Genomic DNA, 19,818 nt, shown 5'->3' on the forward strand with positions numbered 1-19,818 from the left:
AACGCTGCGGGTTCCGTCCGTACACCGTTTAGGCTACGGCCCCGTGACGGCCCACGAGAGCGAGCGCGCGAGCGATCCACCGCCCCCGCCGCCCTTGCCGGCGCGCTTCTACGAGTCCCCGCCGGTGATCCTCGGCGGGATGCTGCTGTGGGCGATCGGCGCGGGCGTCGCCGCCGTGGTCGCGGTGGTCACCGGCTCCGGGTTCGACCCCGCGAACGGTGCCGGCGCCTGGTTCTGGACCTGCGTCGCCGGGACCGGGGTGGGCCTGTTCGGGGCCGCGGTGTTCTCCGCGCAACGGGCCGCGGCCCGGCGCGGGGACAGGTCGGCACAGCGCGGCGTCGAGCCGAGGTAGGTCATAGGCTCGACGGCATGACCGCGAACGACCGTCCGACCGCCGTCGTCACCGGCGCCTCCTCCGGGATCGGCGCCGCCACCGCCCGCACACTCGGGGCCACGGGCTTCCACGTGGTGCTGGGAGCCCGCCGGGTGGAGCGCTGCGAGGAGATCGCGAAGGAGATCGACGGCACCGCGCTGCCCCTCGACGTCACCGACCGGGAGTCCGTCCGCGCGTTCGCCGATGCGGTGCCCGAGGCGAAGCTGCTGGTCAACAACGCCGGCGGCGCCAAGGGCCTGGAGCCCGTCGCGGACGCCGACGAGGAGGACTGGCGCTGGATGTGGGAGACCAACGTCGCCGGCACGCTGCGCCTCACCCAGGCGTTCCTGCCGAAGCTGCGGGCCTCGGGCGACGGGCACATCGTCACCGTGACCTCGATCGCCGCGCTGGACTTCTACGACAACGGCGCCGGCTACACCGGCGCCAAGCACGCCCAGGCGATGCTGCACCGCACCCTGCGCGGGGAGCTGCTCGGCGAGCCGATCCGGATCACCGAGATCTGCCCCGGCATGGTGGAGACGGAGTTCTCGCAGGTGCGTCTCGGCGACGCCGAGAAGGCGGCGAAGGTCTACGAGGGACTGACCCCGCTGACCGCCGACGACGCCGCCGACACGATCGTCTTCGCCGCGACCCGGCCGTCGCACGTCAACCTGGACCAGATCGTGCTCAAGCCGCGCGACCAGGCGTCGGGCACCCGGCGGCACCGTCGCTAGAGGGTCTCCTCCGACCGGCGGTTCTCGTCGGCGTCGTCGCCGGGGCTCTCGCCCCGGACGGCGCCGGCGATCCGCTCCTCGGACTCGCCCAGGATCTGCGCGGCGTCGGGCTCGGTGCCCTCCTCCTCCGGCAGCGGGGTGGATCGGCTGGCGGCGCGGTCGTCGGGAACGCTCATGCCCGGCGGGTACCCGCTAGGACAGCGCCGACAACCCCTTCCACTTCTCCCAGGACAGCGTCCAGTCCCAGAGGTCGCCGTCGCGGGCGGAGAGCTGCACCGGCGTGCCGGTGACCTCGACCGGGTCGCCGTAGAGGACGGTGTCGTAGTACGCCTTGGCGTTCTCGATCGACAGGTTCACGCAGCCGTGGGTGACGTTCGCGGTGCCCTGCGCGGCGGCCGACACCGGGTTGGCGTGGATGAACTCGCCGTTGTTGCTCATCCGGACGGCCCACTTCTCGACGACGTCGTAGCCGTACTGCGCGGACACCATCCGCTTGTCGGTGAACTTCTCGGTGACGACGTGAATGCCCGAGCGGGTGTTGCGGTTCGGGTCGTCGGCCAGGCCGTAGGACGCCGGGTAGTCCGCGACCTGCTTGCCGTCGCGGATCACGATCATCCGGAACGAGCGGGCGTCGGCCTTGACGATCTGGGCGCGGCCGATGGTGAACGATGTGCTCAGGTCCTCGGCGCCGTAGCTGCCGCCGCCGTAGTCGACGCCCTTGAGCGGCGCGTCCACGGTGACCTTCGTGCCCGACGGCCAGTACTCCTTCGGCCGCCAGTGCACGCGCGAGCCGCCGTTCTCGTCGGGCAGCCAGCCCCACGCGCCCTCGACCTGCTTCGAGGTCGTGACCTTCAGGACCTTCTCGATCGCGGCGCGGTCCTCGACGTGCCGGTCGAACTGGATCTCGATCGGCGCGGCGATGCCGACGGTGCGGTCGTCGCCGATGTTCAGGGTGCCGCGCACGGTGTGGACGGGCTTCAGCGTCGCGACGGTGCCCTGCACCGGGGTCGCCGTGCCGTCCGGGGCGACGGCGCGACCGTGCCAGGTGTAGGTGGTGGCGAAGTCCAGGTCACCGCTGCTGGTCCAGGTCGTGCGGTCCGGGGACAGCGCGCCGTCGACGGCGTCGCCGTCCGGGTCGGTGAGCGACACCCCGTCCAGCGTGCCGCCCGCCGTGCGGACCGACACCGGCTGCGCCGGGTTCGCCGTCGCCGCCGCCGAGAAGGTGTCGGTGCCCGCTCCGCCTGCGCTGCGCACGGGTGGCTGGTAGCTCACCTGCGGCCCGGCCGGGGGCGGTGCGGCCTGCGGCGCCGCCGGGTCCTGCGGCGAGGCCGCCAGGGCCACCGCCCCGACGATGCCCAGCGCGCCGATCAGCGCCACCACGACGATCAGTACCCGTCGCAACCGTTCCCCCGCGTACTCGATCTCCTGCGTTGGACACCGACCGTACGCCCGGATCCGGCGCCTCCGACCGGCAGGAGGACGGCACTCCCCCGTGCGGCGTAAGACGAACCGGACGCCGCACCACAGAGGGTGTCAGACGGCGCAGTTCACCAGCACCGGTTCGGGGTGCAGGGTCACGCCGAACCGCTCGGCGACGCCGCTCTGGACCTCCCGGGCCAGGGCCAGCAGGTCGGCCGTCGTCCCGCCGCCGCGGTGGGTCAGGGCCAGGACGTGCCGGGTGGACAGCGACACCCGGCCGCCGGGGCCGGCGTGCCCGCGGCCGAATCCCGCGTTCTGGATCAGCCCGGCGGCGCTGAGCTTGACCCGGCCCTCCCCCGCGGGCCAGGCGGCCAGGCCGTCGACCTGCGGCGCGCGGTCGACGGGCAGGATCGGGTTGGTGAAGAACGAGCCGGCCGACCAGGTGTCGTGGTCGTCGGCGTCGAGGACCATGCCCTTCCCGCGGCGCAGCGCGAGCACCGCCTCGCGGACGGCGGCCGGGTCGGTCCGCGTCTCCGGATCGACGCCGAGGGTGCGGGCGAGCTCGCCGTAGCGGATCGGGGCGGAGCGGCCGTCGGCCTGCAGGGCGAAGCGCACCCGCAGGACGATCGCGTCGTCGCTGCCCTTGAGGATGCTGGTGCGGTAGGCGAGCCCCAGGTCCGAGGCGGGCACGTGCTCGCGGACGGTCCCGGTGCGCCGGTCGTAGAGGTCGACGTCGACGAGCAGGTCGGCGACCTCGACGCCGTAGGCGCCCACGTTCTGGACCGGGGTCGCGCCGGTCCGCCCGGGAATCCCGGACAGGCACTCCAGCCCGCCGAGCCCGTCGGCGACGGTGCCGGCCACCAGCTCGTCCCAGTCGACGCCCGCCTCGACGGTCAGCAGCACCCGGTCGCCGTCGCGCTCGTGGCGGACCCCCTGCCCGGCGACCAGCACGGCGGTGCCGTCGAACCCGGCGTCGGCGACGACGAGGTTCGACCCGCCGCCCACCAGCAGCACCCGCTCCCCCGCCCGGTCGGCGCCGGCCACGGCCTCGACCACCTCGGCCGCGCCCTCGGTGCGCACGATGCGGGAGGCCGGTCCGCCGAGGCGCAGTGTGGTGTGCGCGCTGAGCATCGGGTCGACCGTCGTCGCAGCGGAGGAACTCACGACCGCAACGGTAGCCTTCGCCCATGCCGCGCACGATCGACTACCGCGCAACGTCCGCGCACCCGTCCTCGACGGTCTACGCGGCGATGGTCGACCGCGATCTGCTGGAGGAGCAGCTGCGCCACATCGGCGGTCCCGGGGCCGGGGTGACCGCGTACGAGACCACCCCCGACGGCGTCCGCTACACGCTGCGGCACGGGATCCCCGGCGAGCACCTGCCGTCGATCGTGTCCTCCTTCGTGCCCGGCGGGGACCTGCAGATCGACCGCACCGAGCAGTGGCGGGCCGGCGACTCCGGCGTCTACGACGGCACCGGGTCCGTTCAGGTCATCGGCACCCCCGCCACCGCCAGGTCGGTGATGCGGATCGCCGACGTCGACGGGGGCAGCGAGGTCCGGATCCGGGCCGAGGTCACGGTGAAGGTCCCGCTGGTGGGTGGGAGGATCGAGCAGGCGGTCGCCGGGCAGATCGAACAGCTGCTCGCCGCCGAGACCCAGTTCACCCTCTCCCGGATCTCCTGATGTCCCACTACGTGATCACCCTGTCCTGCCCGGACCGCACCGGCATCGTCGCGCGCATCTCGACCTTCCTCGCCGAGCTGGGCGCCTCCATCACCGAGGCCGCCTACCACGCCGACGTCGAGGCCGGGGTGTTCTGCACCCGCCAGGTCGTCGACGCCGCGTCGGTCCCCTTCGACGTCGACGAGCTCCGCGCCCGGTTCGCCCCGGTCGCCGCCGAGCTGGGCGGCGAGCACCGCATCTCCGACACCGGCGTCCGCAAGCGCGCCGTGCTCCTGGTGACCCGCGACCAGCACTGCCTGCACGACATCCTCGGCCGGGTGTGGGCCGACGAGCTGCCGGTGGAGATCACCCGGGTGATCGGCAACCACACGTCGCTGGAGCCGGTCGTCGCCGCGCACGGGGTGCCGTTCCACCACGTGCCGTTCCCGGCCCCCGGCGACCCGGCCCGCGAGCAGGGCAAGGTCACCGCGTTCGAGGAGATCCGCAAGCTCGTCGACGCCGACGACCCCGACGCGATCGTGCTCGCCCGCTTCATGCAGGTCCTGCCCGCGCACCTGTGCGAGGCCTGGGCCGGGCGGGCGATCAACATCCACCACAGCTTCCTGCCGTCCTTCGCCGGGGCGCGGCCCTACCACCAGGCCCACCGGCGCGGGGTGAAGCTGATCGGCGCGACCTGTCACTACGCGACCGCCGACCTCGACGCAGGCCCGATCATCGAGCAGGACGTCGCCCGCGTCGACCACGGGGACACCGCGGCCGACATGGTGCGCCGGGGCCGCGACATCGAGCGCCTGGTGCTGGCCCGTGGGCTGCGGTGGCACCTGGAGGACCGCGTCCTGATCCAGGGCAACCGGACCGTCGTCTTCCGCTGAGGTCGCAGGCCCGAGCCGCGCCCGGCCCACCGCGGTGCGCGGGTTCGTCCCGCGCAGGGCGCGAGGCGCTGCACGGGCCGCGCGGGGCAGACCGGGCCCCAGCCCGCCGGAGCGTGGCGGACCGGCGCCGAGATGCAGCTCAGCGGGCCGCGGAGATCCACTATTCCCGCTGAGCTGCATCTCGGCGTACGTCCTCGGTTCGCGATGGCGACGGAGTCCGGCCGATCCGGTCCGGCGGGCGCTGCGCCCGGAGCACGATCGGTGCATGACGATCCCCGGATGGCCCGAGGTGTTCCGCGGGACCGCGGCCCTGGCGGCGGGTCTCGTCACGCCCGACCTCCTGCGCGGGCCCCGCTTCCGCCGGCTGCTCCCGGACACCTACGCCCCTGCCGACGCCCACGCCGACCTGCGGCTGCGGTCGCTGGCGGCGTACCTGTGGGCCGGACCGGACGCGGTGCTCTGCGGGTACTCCGCCGCCGAGCTCCTGGGCGCGTCCTGTGCGCCGCGGGCCGCGCCCGCCGAGGTCGCGGTGACCGCGGTGCGCGCCGGGCCCCGATCCCGCGACGGCGTCGTGGTCCGGCGCGACGTCCCGCACCCCGACGAGGTCACCGACGTCCGCGGTGTCCGCGTCACGACCCGCCTGCGTACCGCCTTCGACCTGGCCCGGTGGTCGGGCCCGACCGAGGGTGTCGTCGCCGTCGACGCGTTGTCCCGCGGGTCGTTCGCGCCGGACGTTCTGATGAACCTCGCGGCCCGGCACACCCATGCCCGTGGTGTCCGGCGCGTGGTCGACGCGCTGGTGTGGGCCGACCCCCGCGCAGGCTCCCCGCCGGAGACCCGCCTCCGGCTGGTCCTCGTCCGGGGTGGCCTGCCGCGGCCGGTACCCCAGCACCCGGTGCTCGACGACGCCCGGCGCACGGCGCTGTGGCTGGATCTGGCCTACCCCGACCACCGGCTCGGCATCGAGTACGACGGCGGCGGTCACTTCGCGACGCCCGAGGCGGCCCGCGCCGACGCCGGGCGGCACACCCGTCTCGTCGCGGCGGGGTGGCGGGTGCTGCGCTACACGGCCCTGGACATGCACCGACGGCCCGACGAGATCGTCGCCGAGGTGCGCCAGGTGCTCGACCACAGTCGTCGAGATGCAGCTCAGCGGGCCGTGGAGATCGACAGTTCCCGCTGAGCTGCATCTCGGCGCAGTTCCCGGATCGGCTGGGGCGCGGAGCGGGTCGGGGCGGCGCGGCGCGGCGCGGGGCGGGCGCGCACACGACGGCGCCCGCCCCACGTGTGCGGGACGGGCGCCGGTTCGTGCGACTCACGCCGCCGGTCGGACGGGGGTCAGGCCGCGGGCTGCTCGGCCTCCGCCGCCTCGTGGGCCGGCTCCAGAGCGATCCGGAGCACCTCGGCGACGTCGGCGACCGGGTGCACCCGCAGCTCGGCGCGCACCGACTCCGGGACGTCGTCCAGGTCGGGCTCGTTGCGCTTCGGGATGATCACGTCGGTCAGCCCGGCCCGGTGCGCGGCGAGCAGCTTCTGCTTCACCCCGCCGATGGGCAGGACCTTGCCCTGCAACGTCACCTCGCCGGTCATGCCCACGCTCGACCGGACCGGCCTGCCGGAGGCGAGCGAGGCCAGCGCCGTCGTCATCGTGACGCCGGCGGACGGGCCGTCCTTCGGGACCGCACCGGCCGGGACGTGCACGTGCAGCTTGCGCGACGCGAGGTCACCGGCCAGCCCGCGCGAGCGCAGGTAGGACAGGGCGATCGAGACCGACTCGGTCATCACCTCGCCCAGCTGCCCGGTGATCTGCAGGCCCGGTTCGCCCTCCATTGCGGTGGCCTCGATGAACAGCACGTCCCCACCGGCGCCGGTCACCGCCAGTCCGGTCGCGACGCCCGGCACCGAGGTCCGCTCGGCGGACTCCGGGGTGAACCGCGGCCGTCCGAGGTAGGTGACGAGCGCATCGGCGTCGACGTGCACCGGGCGCGCCGTGTCCGACGCGTCCAGCTGCACCGCCACCTTGCGCAGCACCTTCGCCAGGCCCCGCTCCAGCTGCCGGACCCCGGCCTCCCGGGTGTACTCGGCGGCGATCATCGACAGCGCGACGTCGGTGAACTCCACGTCGCCGTCGTCCAGACCGGCCTTCGCGATCTGACGCGGCAGTAGGTGGTCGCGGGCGATCGCGACCTTCTCCGGCTCGGTGTAGCCGTCGAGCGTCACGATCTCCATCCGGTCGGCCAGCGGGCCGGGGATCGCGGAGGCGTCGTTCGCCGTCGCCAGGAACAGGACGTTCGACAGGTCGAGGTCGACCTCCAGGTAGTGGTCGCGGAAGGTGTGGTTCTGTGCCGGGTCGAGCACCTCCAGCAGCGCCGCGGTCGGGTCACCGCGGAAGTCGCTGCCGACCTTGTCGATCTCGTCGAGCAGCACGACCGGGTTCATCGAGCCCGCCTCGCGGATCGCGCGGACGATGCGGCCGGGCAGCGCGCCGACGTAGGTGCGCCGGTGGCCACGGATCTCCGCCTCGTCACGCACGCCGCCGAGCGCCACGCGGACGAAGTTGCGTCCGAGCGCGCGGGCGACCGACTCCCCCAGCGACGTCTTGCCGACGCCGGGCGGGCCGACCAGCGAGAGCACCGCGCCCGAGCCGCGGCCGCCGATGGTGTCGAGCCCCTTGCGTCCGCGACGGGCGCGCACGGCGAGGAACTCGACGAGGCGTTCCTTCACGTCGTCGAGGCCGGCGTGGTCGGCGTCGAGGATGCGACGCGCCTCCACCAGGTCCGACGAGTCCTCGGTCGTGGTGCTCCACGGGATGTCGAGGACGGTGTCGAGCCAGGTCCGGATCCAGCCGGACTCCGGGCTCTGGTCCGAGGCGCGCTCCAGCTTGCCGACCTCGGTCAGCGCGGCCTTGCGGACGTCGTCGGGCAGGTCGGCGGCCTCCACGCGGGCGCGGTAGTCGTCGGAGCCCTCCGGGTCGTCCTCACCGAGCTCCTTGCGGATCGCCGCGAGCTGCTGGCGCAGCAGGAACTCGCGCTGCTGCTTCTCCATGCCCTCGCGGACGTCGTTCGAGATCTTCTCGCTGACCTCCTGCTCGGCGACGTGCTCCTTGGTCCATTCCAGGAGCTTCTCCAGCCGGGCGTCGAGGTCGGTCTCGGCGAGCAGCTCGGCCTTGTGCGCGACGTCGAGCCACGAGGCCCACCCGGCGAGGTCGGCGAGCGCGCCCGGGTCGTCGGTCTGCTGGACCGAGTCGATCACCTGCCAGGCGCCCCGCTGCTGCAGGATGCCGACGACCAGGGCCTTGTACTCGCGGGCGAGCTCCTGGGTGCGGCCGGTGGGCGCACCGGCCTCGATCGGCTCGGCCTCGACCCAGAGCGCCGCGCCCGGACCGGAGACCCCCGACCCGATGCGGGCGCGCCGCTCACCGCGCACGACGGCGGCCCGGTCCCCGTTGGGGAGCCTGCCGATCTGCTCGAGCACGGCGACGACGCCGATGGCGCCGTAGCGGCCGTCGATGCGGGGGACGACGAGCACCCGTCTCCCGTCGTCGCGGTCCTGGGCCGCGGCGGTGGCCGCGTCCACCGCGGCACGGGTGTCGGAGTCGTCGAGACGGACGGGGACGACCATGCCGGGCAGGACCACGGCGTCGTCGAGGGGCAGGACCGGGAGCGTCAGCACGTCACTCATGCCCGGCACAACCACGCGGAGGGCCCTCCGCTTCCCGGAGTTGAGTCGTGTCCGCTCAGGGCGAACGCGGACCTCGGCCGGCCGGGACGGCCGTGAGCACCCCGAGGACCGGGTGGGTCACCAGCGCGGTCCGCCGCCCTGGACCTCCATCACCGCGGGCTTGACGTCGACCAGGTAGACCAGCGTCGCGACGGTGGCGGCCAGCCAGAACATGGCCCCGCCGTACATCGGGCCGCCCGTGACGAGCAGGAGCAGCAGCGCGACGCCGGTGATGCCCAGCCAGGCGTTCTTGGTGAGCTTGCCCGCCGCGGTGAAGGCGTCGGCGCGCTGCCTCAGCGCGTGCCCGAACGAGAACCCGCCGACCACCACCATGATCCACTTGATCACGAAGATGATCACTTCATCGGGGGCACTTGGCAGCGACAGCACGCGGCCACAGTACGGACAACCCGGGCGCTGGTCACGTCCGGCGCCGCATCCCGGGCGGCCCGATCCACGGCCCCGCACACGACGACGCCCCCGGCCGATCGAGGATCGGCCGGGGGCGCGGTGCGTGCTCACCGGGCGCGGGGCCCGGCGGGTGTCACTTCTTCGCGGCGGACGCGCTCGAGGTGCCACGGCGGGTGGTCGGCTTGCGGGCCGGGACCTTCGCGCCGGTGGCGGTCTTCGGGTCGGTCTTGGCGGCGGTGCGGCGCGCGGTCGAACGCGTGGTGGACGCGACCTCGTCGCCGGCCTCCTCGATCGCCTCGGCGGCCTCCTTCGAGACCTCGGTGACGGCCTCGGCGACCTCGCCCGCGGCGGTCTGGGCGCGGCGGGCGACCTTCTCACCGACCGAGCGGGTCTGCGTGGTGACGGCGCCGAGGGTCTTGACGGCGACCTCGTGGGTCTCGTCCACGAACTCGTCGACGCGGGTGTCGAACTTCTCGGTCAGGTCCTCGACCGTCGCGATGGCCTGCTTGACCTGCGGCTGCTTGCGGATGCGACCCCAGGCCTTCTCACCGCGCTGGGCGAAGCCGACGTAGACACCCTCGACCTCGGAGCGGAACTCCTCGATCTGCTTGCGGATGTTGTCCGAGGACAGCTTGCCGCGCAGCTCCTTGAGCTCCTCGGGGAGCTCCTGGACGCGGGTCTGGACCTCCTCGGCGCGCTTGGTGGCGGTCTCGCGGGCGTCGGTGACGGCCTTGGTCACGGTGCTGTAGGCGTAGTCGCCGGCACCGAGGACGGCGAGCAGCGGGGTGCGGACGACCTCGGCCTGCTCGGCGGTCTGCTCACGCAGCTTCTGGACGTCGGCGCTGGTGGGGAGGTTCACGGCCATGATGATCACTTCCTGGATTCGGTGGACGTGTCGTCGGGATCGGCGGTGAGACCGTTCTCCCTGCGGAACGACTCGTAGACGTCGAGCAGCACGCGTTTCTGCCGCTCGCTGAGGGTCGGATCGGTGAGCACCGCGTCGGTCACCTGACCGGCGGGCCGCTCCTCGAGGATGCCGGCGCGGACGTACAGCGCCTCGGCCGAGATGCGCAGCCCCTTGGCGATCTGCTGCAGTATCTCGGCGGACGGCTTGCGCAGTCCCCGCTCGACCTGGCTCAGGTACGGGTTGCTGACGCCCGCGGTGCGGGCCAGCTGCCGCATCGAGACCTGGGCGGCCTCGCGCTGGGCGCGGATGTAGGACCCGATGTCCTCCACCGCGTGCCCCACGGTCTGACCGACGCTCTCGACGGCCTGCGCGACGCGCTCGGCGGGCTCGACGGACTCACGGTCTCCGGGCTTGCGCTCGGTGGCCATCCGTCTCACCTCCGCCTCGATCCGTTCTTCACTGACGGAATCGACCGTACGCGGCCCTGCTAGCTCTTGCAAGCAGGGTGCTAGCGCTGGTCACGTGGTGTGCGCCACGTCCATGACGGCGCGATGTCCTGCGGGGACACCTGCCCGATCACCCGATGACGAGCTCCCCCACGGCGTGGATGACCAGGCCGGCGAGCGCCCCGACGACGGTGCCGTTGATCCGGATCCACTGCAGGTCACGGCCCACCTGGAGCTCGATCTTGCGCGAGGTCTCCTCCGCGTCCCAGCGGGCGACCGTGTCGGTGATGAGCGTGGTGATCTGGTGCCGGTAGTGCCGCACGACGTACGACGCGGCGTCGGCCAGCCAGCCGTCGAGCTTCGCGCGCAGCTCGGCGTCGCGACCCAGCCTCCGCCCGAAGGCCATGAGGCCGTCGCGCACGCGCAGGCGCAGCTCGTTCGACGGGTCGTCCGCGGCGTCGAGGACCATGGCCTTCACGACCGTCCAGGCGCGGCCGATGAAGTGCTGCACCTCGGGGTGCTCGACGACCTGGCGCTTGACCTGCTCGGCGCGCTCCATGGTCGTCTCGTCGTGCTGCAGGTCGCGGGCGAACTCGGCGAGATACCGGTCCACGGCGTGCCGCAGCGGGTGCTCGGGGTCGGTCTTGACGGCCCAGGCATAGCCGCGGACCTCGGCGAACAGCTTGTCCGCGACGAGGTCGTCGACGAAGCGCGGGGTCCAGGAAGGCGCACGGTCGTGCACGACCCGCAGGACCATCTCCTGGTTGTCGGCGACCCAGTCGTAGGCGCGGTCGCAGACGAGGTCGACCAGCCTCCGGTGGGCACCGTCGACCAGGACGCCCTCCAGCGCCTTGCCCATCGGCGGCCCGACCGGGATCTCCATCAGCTTGCGCACCGCGACGGTCTCGATGACGTTCTGCACGTCCTCGTCGCGCAGCACGGTCACGACCGCCCGCGCGGCGGTGGCCAGCTCGGTGGTGACGCGGTCGGCGTTGCCCTGCTCGGCGATCCAGCGCCCGACCGACTCGCTGACCCCGATCCGGTCGAGCTTGTCGCGGACGACGGACTCGGACAGGAAGTTCTCCCCGACGAAGTCGCCGAGGGCGTCGCCGATCGTGTCCTTCTTGCGCGGGATGATCGCGGTGTGCGGGATCGGGATCCGCAGCGGGTGCCGGAACAGTGCCGTCACGGCGAACCAGTCGGCCAACGCACCGACCATGCCGGCCTCGGCGGCGGCCCGGACGTAGTCCGCCCCGGGGACACCGCGGACGACCTCGAAGTACTTCGCGACGAAGAACACGACCGTCGCACCGAGGAGGAACCCGGTGGCGACGGCCTTCATCCGCCGCAGGTCGCGTCGCTTCTGCTCGTCACCGGGCCCGAAGCCACCGAGGGGGACGGCGGGAACGGTCCCGATGGTGCGGTCCCGCTGCGGGACGGGGGTCGGGCGCTCCGGCGCGCGGGAGGTCTGCACACACCCATAGTGCCCGGGGACACCGACATCGGGCGGCGGGGGCGCCCGGAGCGGGGCCCGGCCGGGTCCGGCGATGTCCCGCCGGACCCGGCCGTGGCCGGTGGAGCGGCTGCTCGGCGAGGGAGAAGTGCCCCCTCGGGCGCCGCCTCCGCTGCGCACCACCCGGCCGGTGTCGGCGTCCGCACTCCAGACGAGCGGGGACGGCGACGAGACGCCCGGGCGGGCGGTACGCGGTCGCGCGGGCCGGATCCTCGGTTCCGTCCGGGCCGCGCGGGTGGATCAGCGGCGCAGGGCGCCCGGCATGCCGGACCGCTCGGCCCGGACCTCGTGCTCGTCGGGGAGGACCTGCTCGCCGGAACGACGGCGCACCGCGTCGCAGATCGCCTCGACGACGACCGCGGCCTCCGGCACCCGGTAGCCGACCCGCGCCGGAGCGACGCGCCACTGCACCCAGCCCTCGGGACGCTCGGTCGGCGGGGCGACGACACCGATGCCGTCGGTGTGCAGCACCACGTCGGCGTGCAGGCTCAGCTCGGCGGGCAGCGCGTGCCGCGGGCTCATCGGGAACCACCAGGTGTCCTCGGGCGTCGCGGCGACCGGCACGACCTCGCCGGCCTCACGCAGCGTCCGGCAGGCCTGGCGACCGATGACCGCGGGAACCTCGACCACGTCGAGCACGTCGCCCGTCGCCAGCATGACCTCCGCGCCCGGCCCCGGCACGAGCGGCCAACCGTGGTCGGCGTACTCGCGAGCGGCCGCTCGCAGCTCCGCGCCGTAGACGGCTCGGTAGCTGTCCCACCAGGACATGGAGGTCACTTCCTTCCGCTTGTGCGACAACCCCTGCGGTGCCGCTCACCTGTGAAGTACAACACCAGGATGCGGGCTCCGGGCACGACTTCGCGAGGGGTACGCGACGAGGGTGCGCAGCGGCGAGACGAGCGGGGAACGCCGACCGCACAACGCCACGACCACCGGTGAACGGCAGGTGACCGGGCGCAGCGGACCGACGACCGGCGGCAACCTCCACGCCGTCCGGTGCGGTGCCGGTCGTCGCACCGCTCGACATGCCTCGTGCATCGATTATCTTTACGATAGAGATATTTGCGAGATCGAGAGGACCGACATGGCGTCGACGACGGCGAGGGCCGGCCGCACGGCCGGCCCGGCCACCGGGATGGACACGGCACGGACCTGGGCGGTGCTCGCCGCGGCAGTACTGCAGGCGGTGGCGGGCTCGCTCGGCGGCAGCGGGACGTTCGGGGAGTCGCAGCGGGTGCTCAGCGACCGCTACCCCTCACTCATCACCCCCGCGACGGTGGCGTTCTCCGTGTGGGGCCTCATCTACCTGGTCCTGCTCGTGTACGCGGTGTACCAGTCACTGCCCGGGCAGCGGTCGCGCACGGTGCACCGGGCGACCGGTTGACTGTTCGTGGCGACGGCGGTGTTCAACGCGGGCTGGATCGTCGTGTTCTCCCAGGAGTTCCTGGGGACCGCACAGCTGCTGATCGTGGCGCTGCTCGTGACCCTCGCGGTGGTGCTGCGCCGGCTCGCCGCATTCCCGGCCGAGGGGACGGCGGACCGGGCACTGCTGCACGGGCCGCTCGCGTTCTACGCGGGCTGGGTGTCGCTGGCGACCGTGGCCGGGTTCTCGGTGACGCTGACCTACTGGGGCGTGCCACTCGGCCCGGTGACGGCCGCGGCGCTGCTCCTGGTCGGCGTGCTGGGCGCGGGCGTCGCGACCCGGCGGACGACGGCGGCACTGCCGTACGCGGCGACAGCCGCCTGGGCGCTGGTCTGGGTCGCCGTGGAGTCCGCCGCGACCGGGACGGTGCCGGTGACCGTGGTCGCGGTGCTCGGCGTGACCGCGGTGGTCGTCGCGGCGGCGCTGCGAGCACGGGAGGGGCTGCGACCGGCCTTCGGCTGACCCCGGGAACGACGACGGCGCCGGTCCCCGAGGGGAGCCGGCGCCGTCGCGTTGCGCGGGTCGTGCCCGCGCAGAAGTCAGATCACGCGGACCGAGTCGGCCTGCGGGCCCTTCTTGCCCTGGCTGGCCTGGAAGTCAACGCGCTGGTTCTCCTCCAGCGTGCGGAATCCGTTCGACTCGATGGCGGAGTAGTGGACGAAGACGTCCGGTCCCTCGTCGTCGGTGGCGATGAAGCCGAAGCCCTTCTCGGCGTTGAACCACTTGACGGTGCCCTGCGGCATAGCGTGTGTCCTTCTCAGATGGAGCGGTTCCGGCCCTCACAGCAAGAGCCGGAGGTCGCGTGGACACCGCCGCGGCACCTCAGCACCGATCGACGACGCCCACCGTCACAACTTCAACGGACGCTCGACGGCGATCGGAGAAGAACGACTGCAACCGCCGCGGACGCTACCACGGCTCCGTGACACGTCGACCGTCCTCACTCGCCCCCCCGCACGGCCGACTCCGCGGCACCGACCACCCGCCGCACGACGCCACGGGTGACCACGCCGCGTGAGATTCGGGCCGCCGATCGACGACGGGCGGTCATCACCACCCCGAACGAGTGAGCACGACACACGTTCCACGCCGTCGAGTGAGCACCAGGCGTCCACACTCCCCGTTTCGGGTGGCGGCGGCGGTTCCGACCCGCTCGGCGGCCGCCCGTGAACCCGGACGGGGTCGCCCGTTCCGGGTGCAGCGCGGTGCGATCCGGCCACAGCGTGACCGATGGGACCCCTGTGACGCGTGTGGCCACGATCAGGTCACTGGTGGACGACGCCCCGTGACCGCAAGCTCAGCGCTGTCCGTCACCCCGTGCAGCAGCACAGCGAACTGGAGAGACCGTGCGATCCCGAGTCACCACTTCCGTCGCCCTGACCCTCATGATCGGCACCCTGGGTGTGTACGGCGCCGGCGTGGCCGGCGCGGCCGAGCCCGTTCATGCCTCCACCCCGGTCGTGCCGGCCGCGACCGCCGCCGACGCACCCGCAACGCCGTCCGACGGCCCGCTGGACCGGCTGTTCGACACGCTCTTCGGCGACGGCGCGGCGACCGCGCCGGCGACGCCCGCCGACGCCGCCGTCCCCGTCCAGGACGTGCCGACCCCCGCGGCACCGGGAGTTCCCGCGGCACCGGGAGTCCCGGCCGCTCCGGGCGTGCCGGTCGCCCCACAGGCCCCCGCCGTCCCGAGCACTCCGACAGCGCCGCAGGTTCCCGCTGTCCCGGGTACTCCGGCCGCACCGCAGGTTCCCGCTGTCCCGGGCGCTCCGGCCGTACCGGCCGCCCCGGCTGCCCCGGCTGCGCCGCAGGTCCCCGCCGTCCCGGCCGCGCCGACCGTGCCCGCGGTCGTCGCGCCGGCGGTTCCCGGCGCCGCCGCCCTGCCCGCGGCTCCGGCAGCTCCGGTGGCTCCGGCAGCTCCGGTCGCGCCCGCGGCTCCGGTCGCCCCGGCGGCCCCCGCGGTCCCGGCCACCTCCGCAACCCCGGCCGTGGCCGTCACCACGGACGCCACGGGCCAGCAGATCCCGGAGCCGCCGGCCGTCCCGGGCGCTCCGGCCGTCCCGCAGGCTCCCGCCGCCCCCGGGGCCCCGGCCCTCCCCCAGGCGCCGGTGACCCCGGCCGTCCCAGGTACCCCCGCCGCCCCGGCAGCGCCCACCGTCCCGGGCGCGCCCGCGACCCCGGCGGTGCCCGGTGCGCCGACCGCTCCGCAGGCCCCGGCCGTTCCGGGCGCTCTGACGACCCCGGGCACCTCTGCCCTCCCGGGTGCTCCCGCCGTGCCGGCGGCCCCGGGTGCACCGGCCGTCGCCACCGCCCCGGCCGACGCGACCGCCTCGGGCTGCACCGTCGCGCCGCAGGCTCCGGCCGACGCCACGACCCAGGACACCGCCCCCACTCGCCCGAGCCTCTGGGAGCGGCTCTTCGGCACCACCCGCTGACCTGGCACCGCACGCATCGCCACGCGACGGCGTCCCCGCACCGGGGCGCCGTCGCGGCGCGTTCAGGGCAGCTCGGTCGCCCAGCCCCGCTGCAACGACCGCAGCACCTCGTCGAGCAGGTCGGCGAGCTCGGCGGTGTCGTCGGCCAGCCAGCGCTCGTAGGCGGCGATGCACACGCCCAGGCAGGCGTGCCCGACGCTCTGCGGGACGAGCCCCGAGGAGGCCTCCCCACGGCGCTCGGCGACGTGGTCGGCCACGACCTCCCGCCACGAGGCGTAGCGCAGCGTCGAGTGCGCCTGCAGCGCCGGGGTCTGCAGGATCAGCCGCAGCCGGCGCCGGTGCCAGGGCTGCTCGGCCGGCTCGACGTGGTTGAACTCCAGCACCGCGCGCCGGACCCCCTCCAGCGTCGGCAGGTCCGGCGGCTGGGCCGCGAGCACCGCGCGCATCCCCACCAGCTGCTCGTCGAAGGCACCCCAGGCGATGTCGTTCTTGGAGGCGAAGTACCGGAAGAACGTGCGACGCCCGATGCCCGCGGCGTGCGCGACGTCGTCGACGGTCGTGTTCTCGAACCCTTGGTCGCTGAACATCTCCAGGGCGATGTGCTCGATCTCCGAGCGGGAGGTGACCGGACGCCGGCCGGCGCGGCGTGTGCCGCTCCCGCCGGTGCTCCCGGTCCCGTCGTTCTCGGTCACCGCTGACATCGTCGCCCCGCCGTGCTCCCCGACTCCTCCGTCGTGCGTGCGACCGGCGGACCGGGAGGGTCGAGCGGAGCGCCGTCGGCCCCGATCATCCCACGTCGCGGTCGGCCCGTCGGCGTGCGTCGTCCCTGTTCGGCGGCCGTTCGTCGCGCGAGCCCTCCACTTTGTCGGTGTGTCGCGGCACACTCGCGACCAGACGGACCGGGACCCACCCGGACGGCTACGTCGAGGGGGAACCATGAGCGCACCCGCACGGGCTGCCGACGCCACCGTGGACGAGCGGCCACCCGAGGAACGTCTCGAGGACCACCGGCGCGAGCTGACCGGCTACTGCTACCGGATGCTCGGCTCGGCGTTCGAGGCCGAGGACGCGGTGCAGGACACGATGGTCCGGGCCTGGAAGAGCGTCGCGAAGTTCGACGGCCGGTCCTCCCTGCGGTCCTGGCTGTACCGCATCGCCACCAACGTCTGCATCGACGCGCTGAACGGACGCAAGCGTCGCGCCGTCCCGATGGACATCGGCGGCCCCGGCGCACCGGTCGCCGAGTCCCTGCGCGAGCCGCTGCCCGACGCCGAGTGGCTCGAACCGATGCCCGACGCCCGGGTGTCGACGCCGGCCGGGGACCCGGCGGACAAGGCCGTCGCGAAGGAGACGATCCGGCTGGCGTTCATCGCGGCGCTCCAGCACCTGCCGGCCCGCCAGCGTGCCGTACTGATCCTGCGCGAGGTCCTGTGCTGGAAGGCCGCCGAGGTCGCAGAGCTGCTGGACACCACGGTCGCCTCGGTCAACAGCGCCCTGCAGCGCGCCCGTGCCACCCTGTCCGAGCAGGGCATCTCCGAGACCGCGCCGCAGACCTCCCCGGCGATGGACCCGGCGCAGACCGAGCTGCTGATGCGCTACATGGCCGCCTTCGAGGCGTTCGACATGGAGGCGCTGACCGCGCTGCTGCACGAGGACGTCGAGCAGAACATGCCTCCGCTGGAGCTGTGGTTCCGCGGCCGGGACGACGTCATCGCCTGGATGGCGACCGGTCCCGGGCAGGGCTGCCGCGGGTCGCGGGTGGCTCCGGTGGAGATCAACGGGACGGTCGGCTTCGCCCAGTGGAAGCCGTCCGGGCCGAACGGCGAGTTCGAGGCCTGGGGCATCACGGCCCTGCGGATCGAGGACGGGGTCGTCACCGGGCTGAGCATCTTCCTCAACACCGAGCTGTTCGGCTACTTCGGGCTGCCGCTGCAGCTGGCCGACCGGCCGGAGCTGTGGGAGCCGAAGGTGGCCTGACCCGGCCCCGGCCGGGCCGGGCGGCGTCCGACCGCCCCGGCCCGGTGCTCGGGCCCGGCGCTCAGGCCGCCGGCGTCACCGCGGCGATCCGCTCCCCCGCGGCGCGGGCGTCGACGCGGGCGCGCTCGCGCTTCTCCGCGGCCAGCGGGCGCAGCTCGCTCATCGCGGGCACCACGTCGGCGAGGGTCAGCTCCGTCTCCACGACGGTCACGTCGGCGCCCCAGACGTCGCGCAGGATCCGGGTGATCCAGCCGGAGCCGTGGTCCCACCCCTCGCGCGGAGTGCCCGGCCCGTAGCCGCCACCCCGGGAGACGACGAGCACGACCGGGCGGCCGGCGAGCGGGGTGGTGCCCGGCGCGAACCGGGGGTCGGTGATCAGGGCGTCGACCCAGGTCTTGAGGTGCGCGGCGATGCCGAAGTTGTAGAGCGGAGAACCGATGACGACGGCGTCGGCGGCCAGCACGTCGTCCGCCAGCTCCGCGATGCGCGCGAGGGCCCCGCGCTGCTCCGGGGTGCGGTCGGCCTCGGCCACGTACCCGGCCGCGACCGCGGTCGTCCACAGGTCGGCCGGCAGCGGCGCGGTACCCAGGTCGAGACGGACGACCTCGGCGCCCGGCTGCGCCTCGAGGTAGGCGCGCTCGACCTCGTCGGCGATCTCGCGGCTGACGGAGCCCTCGGTGCGGATGCTCGCGTCGAGTCGGAACAGGACGGTGACCTCCCGGTCAATCTGAGAAGAAGATGTTCTGTTCGACAGAGTATCTTCGTAGGAGAAGACCTTGGCAAGCACGTATCCTGTGACGATGTCCGGTCCGTCCGCCCCGCAGAGCGTCGAGTGCGACCTGGCGTGGGCACTGACCCGGGTGGCACGCGACCACGCCACCGCGGTGCAGTGCGTCGTCGCCGCCCTGCCCGGCGGACAGCGCGGCTTCCAGGTGCTCGCCGCCGCGGCCGCGGACGACCCGCCCACCCAGCTCGCGCTGGCCCGCAAGCTCGGGGTGGACCGCACCGTCATGACCTATCTGCTGGACAAGATCCAGGAGGCGGGCCTGATCGAGCGCCGCCCCGACCCGACCGACCGCCGTGCCCGCCGGATCGTGCTCACCGAGGCCGGCCGGGCGCTGCTCTGCGACACCGAGAAGCGGATGCGCAGCGCCGAGGCCCACATCCTGGCGCCGCTCACCGCGGACGAGCAGACCGCGCTCCGGACGCTGCTGCGCCGAGTGGCGACCGCGGGCACCGACCCGACCTCCGCCGACGGCGAACCCCGTCCGCCGTCGGCGTAACCGCAGGTCCAGAGGCCGGTTCCGGATCTAGCGTCGGGCGGACACCCGAGGAGCGGAGATCCGATGCCCGTCCTGTCCACCCCATCCGACCCCGCCGACCGCCTGCTCGGCGAGCGGATCGTGCTGCTCGCCCGCGAGCTCGACGACGAGGTCGCCGCCGAGACCTGCGCACGCCTGCTGCTGCTCGCCGCGGAGGACCCGCGACGCGACGTCACCCTGCACGTGCTGGCCCCCGGCGGCTCCCCGGTCGCGGCGATGGCCGTGCACGACACGATCCGCACGCTCGGTGTCGACGTCGCGACCGTCGCCGCGGGGTCGCTCGCGGGCCCGGTGCCGTTCCTCGTCGCGTCCGGGACGCCGGGCAAGCGGCTCGCCCGCGCGCACGCCGCGTTCCTCCCGACCGCCGACGGCCCGGTCCGCGGCTCCCACCCCGGCGACGTGCGGGTCCGGGCCGACCACCTCGCCGGGCGTCGTCGCGAGATCGAGTCGCTGACCGCGACCTACTGCGGCGCCCCGCTGCCAGACGACGCCCGGGACCGCTGGCTGTCGGCGTCGGAGGCGGTGACCCTCGGCCTCGTCGACGGGCTGTCGGAGCCCCGGGTTCGAAACGGATAGCTAGA

The 19,818-nt window shown here is 73.9% G+C and carries 23 protein-coding genes; 11 read left to right on the top strand and 12 right to left on the bottom strand.

Annotation, left to right across the window (positions count from 1 at the left end):
- Positions 1 to 43: 43 nt before the first annotated feature.
- Positions 44 to 352 (top strand): DUF2530 domain-containing protein, encoded by a 309-nt coding sequence (locus tag KPL59_RS15040; RefSeq protein WP_226361170.1) that lies wholly within the window; start codon positions 44 to 46, stop codon positions 350 to 352.
- A 17-nt stretch (positions 353 to 369) separates the two neighbouring features.
- Entirely contained in the window at positions 370 to 1,107 is a 738-nt protein-coding gene (locus tag KPL59_RS15045) for an SDR family NAD(P)-dependent oxidoreductase (protein WP_226361171.1), read from the top strand.
- On the opposite strand, the gene KPL59_RS15050 is transcribed toward KPL59_RS15045, so the two are convergent.
- The 3 genes from KPL59_RS15050 to KPL59_RS15060 all read right to left on the bottom strand — a co-directional run bounded on the left by KPL59_RS15050 (position 1,104) and on the right by KPL59_RS15060 (position 3,690).
- Positions 1,104 to 1,283 carry a hypothetical protein gene (locus KPL59_RS15050; RefSeq protein WP_226361172.1) on the bottom strand — a complete coding sequence of 60 codons (180 nt, stop codon included), beginning with the start codon at positions 1,281 to 1,283 and terminating at the stop codon, positions 1,104 to 1,106. The two genes, KPL59_RS15045 and KPL59_RS15050, sit on opposite strands and share 4 nt — an antisense overlap.
- 16 nt (positions 1,284 to 1,299) lie before the next feature.
- Positions 1,300 to 2,508: an Ig-like domain-containing protein gene (locus tag KPL59_RS15055; RefSeq protein ID WP_226361173.1), complete on the bottom strand. Its 1,209-nt coding sequence runs from the start codon at positions 2,506 to 2,508 to the stop codon at positions 1,300 to 1,302.
- A gap of 132 nt (positions 2,509 to 2,640) precedes the next feature.
- Positions 2,641 to 3,690 (bottom strand): UDP-N-acetylmuramate dehydrogenase, encoded by a 1,050-nt coding sequence (locus KPL59_RS15060; RefSeq protein ID WP_226361174.1) that lies wholly within the window; start codon positions 3,688 to 3,690, stop codon positions 2,641 to 2,643.
- A gap of 23 nt (positions 3,691 to 3,713) precedes the next feature.
- Here KPL59_RS15060 and KPL59_RS15065 point away from each other — a divergent pair, with 23 nt between their 5' ends.
- The 3 genes from KPL59_RS15065 (at position 3,714) to KPL59_RS15075 (ending at position 6,266) form a co-directional block, all read left to right on the top strand.
- A complete protein-coding gene (locus KPL59_RS15065) occupies positions 3,714 to 4,211 on the top strand; it encodes a DUF2505 domain-containing protein (RefSeq protein ID WP_020625756.1) in 498 nt (165 codons plus the stop codon).
- Positions 4,211 to 5,083, top strand: coding sequence for a formyltetrahydrofolate deformylase (purU, locus tag KPL59_RS15070; protein WP_020625755.1), 873 nt, complete (start codon positions 4,211 to 4,213; stop codon positions 5,081 to 5,083). The genes KPL59_RS15065 and purU overlap by 1 nt, the downstream gene beginning before the upstream one ends.
- 265 nt (positions 5,084 to 5,348) lie before the next feature.
- Positions 5,349 to 6,266 carry a DUF559 domain-containing protein gene (locus KPL59_RS15075; RefSeq protein WP_226361175.1) on the top strand — a complete coding sequence of 306 codons (918 nt, stop codon included), beginning with the start codon at positions 5,349 to 5,351 and terminating at the stop codon, positions 6,264 to 6,266.
- Between the two features lie 155 nt (positions 6,267 to 6,421).
- Here the strand turns inward: KPL59_RS15075 and lon are convergent, their stop codons facing one another.
- From lon to KPL59_RS15105, 6 genes are all read right to left on the bottom strand, one after another.
- On the bottom strand, positions 6,422 to 8,764 hold the full coding sequence (lon, locus tag KPL59_RS15080) for an endopeptidase La (RefSeq protein ID WP_226361176.1): 2,343 nt from the start codon (positions 8,762 to 8,764) through the stop codon (positions 6,422 to 6,424).
- Between the two features lie 117 nt (positions 8,765 to 8,881).
- On the bottom strand, positions 8,882 to 9,193 hold the full coding sequence (locus tag KPL59_RS15085; RefSeq protein WP_374111630.1) for a DUF2516 family protein: 312 nt from the start codon (positions 9,191 to 9,193) through the stop codon (positions 8,882 to 8,884).
- A 154-nt stretch (positions 9,194 to 9,347) separates the two neighbouring features.
- A complete protein-coding gene (locus KPL59_RS15090; protein WP_226353162.1) occupies positions 9,348 to 10,073 on the bottom strand; it encodes a hypothetical protein in 726 nt (241 codons plus the stop codon).
- Positions 10,074 to 10,084: 11 nt separating this feature from the next.
- Entirely contained in the window at positions 10,085 to 10,549 is a 465-nt protein-coding gene (locus KPL59_RS15095) for a helix-turn-helix domain-containing protein (RefSeq protein WP_060713481.1), read from the bottom strand.
- 148 nt (positions 10,550 to 10,697) lie between these two features.
- Positions 10,698 to 12,041, bottom strand: coding sequence for a DUF445 domain-containing protein (locus tag KPL59_RS15100; protein ID WP_226361177.1), 1,344 nt, complete (start codon positions 12,039 to 12,041; stop codon positions 10,698 to 10,700).
- 279 nt (positions 12,042 to 12,320) lie between these two features.
- Complete coding sequence (locus tag KPL59_RS15105; protein ID WP_226361178.1) at positions 12,321 to 12,848, bottom strand: bifunctional DNA primase/polymerase; 528 nt, start codon at positions 12,846 to 12,848, stop codon at positions 12,321 to 12,323.
- 316 nt (positions 12,849 to 13,164) lie between these two features.
- On the opposite strand from KPL59_RS15105, the gene KPL59_RS15110 reads away from it, so the two are divergent.
- Both KPL59_RS15110 and KPL59_RS15115 read left to right on the top strand, forming a co-directional pair.
- Positions 13,165 to 13,464 carry a hypothetical protein gene (locus tag KPL59_RS15110; RefSeq protein ID WP_226361179.1) on the top strand — a complete coding sequence of 100 codons (300 nt, stop codon included), beginning with the start codon at positions 13,165 to 13,167 and terminating at the stop codon, positions 13,462 to 13,464.
- A 6-nt stretch (positions 13,465 to 13,470) separates the two neighbouring features.
- On the top strand, positions 13,471 to 13,965 hold the full coding sequence (locus KPL59_RS15115; protein ID WP_226361180.1) for a hypothetical protein: 495 nt from the start codon (positions 13,471 to 13,473) through the stop codon (positions 13,963 to 13,965).
- 77 nt (positions 13,966 to 14,042) lie between these two features.
- Here the strand turns inward: KPL59_RS15115 and KPL59_RS15120 are convergent, their stop codons facing one another.
- Positions 14,043 to 14,246 carry a cold-shock protein gene (locus KPL59_RS15120; RefSeq protein ID WP_020627638.1) on the bottom strand — a complete coding sequence of 68 codons (204 nt, stop codon included), beginning with the start codon at positions 14,244 to 14,246 and terminating at the stop codon, positions 14,043 to 14,045.
- A 603-nt stretch (positions 14,247 to 14,849) separates the two neighbouring features.
- Here KPL59_RS15120 and KPL59_RS15125 point away from each other — a divergent pair.
- On the top strand, positions 14,850 to 15,938 hold the full coding sequence (locus KPL59_RS15125; protein WP_226361181.1) for a hypothetical protein: 1,089 nt from the start codon (positions 14,850 to 14,852) through the stop codon (positions 15,936 to 15,938).
- Positions 15,939 to 16,000: 62 nt separating this feature from the next.
- Here the strand turns inward: KPL59_RS15125 and mftR are convergent, their stop codons facing one another.
- On the bottom strand, positions 16,001 to 16,639 hold the full coding sequence (gene mftR, locus KPL59_RS15130; protein WP_060713485.1) for a mycofactocin system transcriptional regulator: 639 nt from the start codon (positions 16,637 to 16,639) through the stop codon (positions 16,001 to 16,003).
- Positions 16,640 to 16,874: 235 nt separating this feature from the next.
- Here mftR and KPL59_RS15135 point away from each other — a divergent pair, with 235 nt between their 5' ends.
- Positions 16,875 to 17,915 (top strand): sigma-70 family RNA polymerase sigma factor, encoded by a 1,041-nt coding sequence (locus tag KPL59_RS15135; protein WP_226361183.1) that lies wholly within the window; start codon positions 16,875 to 16,877, stop codon positions 17,913 to 17,915.
- Positions 17,916 to 17,976: 61 nt separating this feature from the next.
- Here KPL59_RS15135 and KPL59_RS15140 read toward each other — a convergent pair whose 3' ends face one another.
- The gene (locus KPL59_RS15140) at positions 17,977 to 18,702 is read right to left on the bottom strand and encodes an FMN-dependent NADH-azoreductase (protein WP_226361184.1); all 726 of its coding nucleotides are present in this window, start codon (positions 18,700 to 18,702) and stop codon (positions 17,977 to 17,979) included.
- 13 nt (positions 18,703 to 18,715) lie between these two features.
- On the opposite strand from KPL59_RS15140, the gene KPL59_RS15145 reads away from it, so the two are divergent.
- Entirely contained in the window at positions 18,716 to 19,198 is a 483-nt protein-coding gene (locus tag KPL59_RS15145; RefSeq protein ID WP_075312454.1) for a MarR family winged helix-turn-helix transcriptional regulator, read from the top strand.
- A 63-nt stretch (positions 19,199 to 19,261) separates the two neighbouring features.
- Entirely contained in the window at positions 19,262 to 19,813 is a 552-nt protein-coding gene (locus KPL59_RS15150) for an ATP-dependent Clp protease proteolytic subunit (RefSeq protein ID WP_020626628.1), read from the top strand.
- The last annotated feature ends 5 nt before the right edge of the window (positions 19,814 to 19,818 follow it).

It is taken from the genome of Pseudonocardia sp. ICBG1142 (assembly GCF_020496255.1).
Classification (GTDB): Bacteria; Actinomycetota; Actinomycetes; order Mycobacteriales; family Pseudonocardiaceae; genus Pseudonocardia.

Excerpts from the sequence above, each read along its gene's own strand:
- mftR (WP_060713485.1), bottom strand. The coding sequence starts at position 16,639 with ATGTCAGCGGTGACCGAGAACGACGGGACCGGGAGCACCGGCGGGAGC.
- KPL59_RS15105 (WP_226361178.1), bottom strand. The coding sequence starts at position 12,848 with ATGTCCTGGTGGGACAGCTACCGAGCCGTCTACGGCGCGGAGCTGCGA.
- KPL59_RS15145 (WP_075312454.1), top strand. The coding sequence starts at position 18,716 with ATGTCCGGTCCGTCCGCCCCGCAGAGCGTCGAGTGCGACCTGGCGTGG.
- KPL59_RS15135 (WP_226361183.1), top strand. The coding sequence starts at position 16,875 with ATGAGCGCACCCGCACGGGCTGCCGACGCCACCGTGGACGAGCGGCCA.
- KPL59_RS15065 (WP_020625756.1), top strand. The coding sequence starts at position 3,714 with ATGCCGCGCACGATCGACTACCGCGCAACGTCCGCGCACCCGTCCTCG.
- lon (WP_226361176.1), bottom strand. The coding sequence starts at position 8,764 with ATGAGTGACGTGCTGACGCTCCCGGTCCTGCCCCTCGACGACGCCGTG.
- purU (WP_020625755.1), top strand. The coding sequence starts at position 4,211 with ATGTCCCACTACGTGATCACCCTGTCCTGCCCGGACCGCACCGGCATC.
- KPL59_RS15120 (WP_020627638.1), bottom strand. The coding sequence starts at position 14,246 with ATGCCGCAGGGCACCGTCAAGTGGTTCAACGCCGAGAAGGGCTTCGGC.
- KPL59_RS15075 (WP_226361175.1), top strand. The coding sequence starts at position 5,349 with ATGACGATCCCCGGATGGCCCGAGGTGTTCCGCGGGACCGCGGCCCTG.
- KPL59_RS15050 (WP_226361172.1), bottom strand. The coding sequence starts at position 1,283 with ATGAGCGTTCCCGACGACCGCGCCGCCAGCCGATCCACCCCGCTGCCG.
- KPL59_RS15150 (WP_020626628.1), top strand. The coding sequence starts at position 19,262 with ATGCCCGTCCTGTCCACCCCATCCGACCCCGCCGACCGCCTGCTCGGC.
- KPL59_RS15095 (WP_060713481.1), bottom strand. The coding sequence starts at position 10,549 with ATGGCCACCGAGCGCAAGCCCGGAGACCGTGAGTCCGTCGAGCCCGCC.
- KPL59_RS15110 (WP_226361179.1), top strand. The coding sequence starts at position 13,165 with ATGGCGTCGACGACGGCGAGGGCCGGCCGCACGGCCGGCCCGGCCACC.
- KPL59_RS15045 (WP_226361171.1), top strand. The coding sequence starts at position 370 with ATGACCGCGAACGACCGTCCGACCGCCGTCGTCACCGGCGCCTCCTCC.